A 3927-nucleotide genomic window follows, 5' to 3' on the forward strand; every position below is an offset into this window, starting at 1 on the left:
AGACCTAGGCGGTGGCGGTCAACGTGGACGGCCTCGTGGCCGTGGGGGTGAACAGCGCGGTCGAGATCTACGATCCGTCCCGCCATTTCGACGCCATCGCGGTCCTGCCGCACGCGTCGAAGCCGTGGGCGTTGGCCTTCAGTCCGGACGGGCGGACCCTCGCCTCCGGTGCCGACGACCGCGCCCTGCGCCTGTGGGACGTGCCGGGGCCGACGCTGGTCGGGCACCACCGCTTCCTGTGGTCGACGGCGGTCCATCCGAACGGGCGGGTCCTGGCCACCGGGGACTACGGGCAGACCGTCCGGCTGTGGGATGCGCATGACCCCGATCGGCCGGTGTCGGCCGCCACGTTGACCGGATTCAACGCCGCGGTCGGCAGCGTCCGGTTCACCCCGAACGGCAGGGTTCTCATCGCCGGCAGCCTCGACTACGCCACCGACTTCGACGGCACGGTCACGCTGTGGGACGTCGCCGACATCCGCCGTCCCAGGCTGCTGTCCACCATCCATCCCGGCATCGGCGGGATCAAGGACCTGGAGGTCAGCCCGGACGGCCGGACCCTCGCGCTGGCCGGCACGAGCGCCCGACTGGCCTTGGTGGACATCTCCACCCCGGCCACGCCCCGGCAGCGGTCCGTCCTCGCAGGGCACCGCTACGACGTCGCCACCGTCAGTTTCAGTCCGGACGGGCGCACCCTGGCGTCCGGGAGCGGCGACCGGACCATCCGGTTGTGGGACATCACGACACCGGACCGACCGGCGGGCATCAGCACGATCATGGGCTTCACCAGCGCCCTGATCACCATCGCCTTCAGCCGGGACGGAAGGACCCTGGCCGTCGGCAGCTTCGACACGAAGGTCGCCCTGTGGGACGTCACGGACCGCCGGGCCCCGCGCACGCTGCCCTCGATCATCGGGTTGGGGGCCGGCGTCAACTCCATCGAGTTCAGCTCCGACGGCCGGCTCATGGCGGCGGGCGTCGGCGGCGCGAACGGTGTGGTGCGGCTGTGGGACAATGTCCGATCCGGCCGACCCGGTGCCGTACGCCACCTTCAGCGGCCGCTACAACGGCTTCGCGGCGGTCGCCTTCGCCCCGGGCACTGCCTTCATCGTCGGAGCGCCCTACCAGGTGATCGGATTCGTCTGGGACCTCGACCCGGCGAGCGTCGTCACGCGGCTGTGCGCGCGGGCCGGCGACCCGCTCACCCGCGAGGAATGGAAACAGTACCTGCCGGGCCTCGACTACGATCCGCCGTGCGGCTGACCGGACCGGAGCCGGAACGGTTCATCACCGACCGGGTGGCCGAGGCGCTCCCCGCCTACGAGGTGACCGCCATGCTCGGGCACGGCGGTCACGCCGTCGTTCTCGCGGGTCGCCACCGCCAGCTCGACCGGACCGTTGCGATCAAGGTCCTGTCGACCAGCGCGGCGGACGGCGGCGCCCACGGCCGGTTCCTGGCGGAGGCGCGCCTGCTGGCCGGGCTCGACCATCCCCACATAGTCCGCCTCTACGACTACGTCGAATCCGGGGACCTGTGCCTGCTCGTCATGGAGCGGCTGGCGGGCGGCACCGTGCGGGCCCGCGCGGCGAACGGGCTGACCGTCGACGTCGTCTGCGCGATCGGGTTGGCGACCGCCGCCGCGCTGGAATGCGCGCACGCGGGCGGGATCCTGCACCGCGACATCAAACCGGACAACATTCTCTTCAGCGCCGACGGCCTGCTGAAGGTCACCGACTTCGGGATCGTCAAGCTCATCGGCGCTTCCGGTGCGGCCCCGAGCACGCTCGTCGGTACCCCCGTCTACATGGCGCCGGAACAGTTCGACGGCCGGCCGCCGGGACCGGCGTGCGACCTGTACGCGCTCGGGATCGTCCTCTACGAACTGCTCAGCGGCCGCCCACCGTTCGTCCGGGTGCTGTCGATGGCGCAGCTGATGGACCATCATCTGCGCGTCGCGCCGCAACCACTGGACGCCGCGCCGCCGGCGATCGCCGCGGTGGTGGACCGGGCGCTGCGCAAGGAGCCCGGTGCACGCCCGCCGTCGGCCCACGCGTTCGCCCTGGATCTCGCCGCCGCAACGGCCCAGGCGCTCGGTGCGGACTGGCTCACCCGCTGCCCGCTGCCGCTGCGGCTCGACGACGATGTGCGCGACGCGGCGCGCGGCAGTCCGTCGGCCCGCACCCCGCCAGCCGTCCCGCCGCCAGCCGTCACGCCGTCAGCCACCGCCTCACCACGCCGATGGTCGGCCGGCGTGATCCGGCGCCGGTCCCTGAACCGGACCGCGCGGCGCGACCTCCGCCCGGCCGACATCACGTCCGCGCCGTTGCGGGTGGACTACCCGTACAGTGTGGTCGCCGCGCCGGACGGTGCGGTGTACGTGTCCCAACGGCTACGTCACCGGGTGCTCCGGATCGAACGCGACGGCCGGACGGTCCATGTGGCCGGCTCCGGCAAGAGCGGCCCGCACGGTGACGGGGGGCCGGCCGTCGACGCCGAGCTGGATAACCCGTGCGGGCTGGCTCTGGGCCCCGACGGTTCTCTGTTCATCGCGGACAGCTTCAACAATCGGATCCGCCGGGTCGCGCCGGACGGTCGGATCGTCACCGTCGCCGGCTCCGGCCGTCACGGCCCGCCGGCCGGCCCCGCCGCCCGGCACGCCACCTCACTCGACCTGGCGCACCCGCACGGCGTCTACGCCGACGCGGCGGGCCGGGTGTACGTCGCGAACACCGGCGGCCACCAGGTGATCCTGATCGACCCGGATCTGCGGGCGGCACCGCTGGCGGGAGCGGGTGTCCCCGGCCTGTCCGGAGATCACGGACCCGCCCAGTTCGCCCAGCTCCGGCGCCCGCACGACGTCACGGCCCCGCCCGGACGGAATGTCTACCTCGCCGACACCGACAATCACCTGCTGCGGGCGGTCGACGCCGACGGGACCATCTCCACGGCTGCCGGGATGTTCTACGGCGCGTCCCCCGACGACGGAGCCCCAGCCCGGATCGCGGACGTCGGTCGGCCCCACTCGCTGGCGCCCACCCCCTCGGGCGGTCTGCTGGTCACCGACCCCGACCGGGGACGGGTCCGCCTCGTCACCCGCGATCGACTCGTCCGCACCTTCGCGGACGCCCGAACAGGTCTGCGGCGACCGCTCGGTGTCACCGTCCACAGCGACGGCACCGCCTTCGTCGTCGACACCGCCCAGCACCTCATCCACCGTCTCCCGGTCGCATAGATCGGTCACCCGGCGTCGGTCCCACTGAGCCCGGCACGGTCCTCCGGGGTTACCCGGGATGGGTCATGCGGAGGCGACGCCGGTTCCGTGCGGGATGTCCCGCCCGACCGTGCAGCGCTCGAACCTGCCGGATGGGCCAGGTACGGCTGCTGTGCATCGCATTCGCGGTTCTTCTCGGTCGCCGGGCGCATCGACTGGCGCTCGCAAGTGCCTACATCCTCGGCGTCATGATCGGATCGAGCATATTGACGAGCTCACCCGGTTCGAAGCTCATGCGGTAGCGATGACAAGCGCCATCGTTGGCCTCTTTACCGAGCTTCTCCCAGAGCACGGTCCAGCCCGCACCCGCCGCGAGCTGTCGTAGGAAGGCCCGTTGAGCTCTGCCGTTTCCTTCCCGGAACGGATGGATGGCGTTCAGGTCGCCGTAGAGTGTCGCAAACCTGAGAACAAAGGATTCTCGCTTAATCCCTACGAGATGACGGTCTTCGGCCAGGCCCGAGAAAAGATCGTAGAGCTGCCCCTCGACGAACAGCGCCCGGCAGAACGGGTGGCCATCCTTCGCGAGGTTCACAGTACGAATCTCGCCCGCCCATCGGTAGATGTCCTGGAAGAGCATCCGGTGGAAACGACGAAGATGCTCGGTATCGTAAGCGCCCGGGAGGAGGGATGCTCCCAGGATTTGCATTGAAATAAC

2 protein-coding genes and 1 pseudogene are annotated in these 3927 nt (G+C 71.0%); 2 read left to right on the forward strand and 1 reads right to left on the reverse strand.

What is annotated here, in order from left to right; genetic code table 11:
* The first annotated feature begins 23 nt into the window (after positions 1-23).
* On the forward strand, positions 24-3233 hold the full coding sequence (locus AC08OT_RS19545; protein ID WP_476603166.1) for a protein kinase domain-containing protein: 3210 nt from the start codon (positions 24-26) through the stop codon (positions 3231-3233).
* 70 nt (positions 3234-3303) lie between these two features.
* Positions 3304-3407 (forward strand): annotated as a pseudogene (locus AC08OT_RS19550) (IS982 family transposase); the annotation flags it as partial.
* Positions 3408-3444: 37 nt separating this feature from the next.
* Here the strand turns inward: AC08OT_RS19550 and AC08OT_RS19555 are convergent.
* Positions 3445-3927 (reverse strand): Fic/DOC family protein (locus tag AC08OT_RS19555; protein WP_476597792.1); only part of this gene is annotated, 483 nt, incomplete at its 5' end.

The organism is Frankia sp. CgJB1 (genome assembly GCF_977947065.1).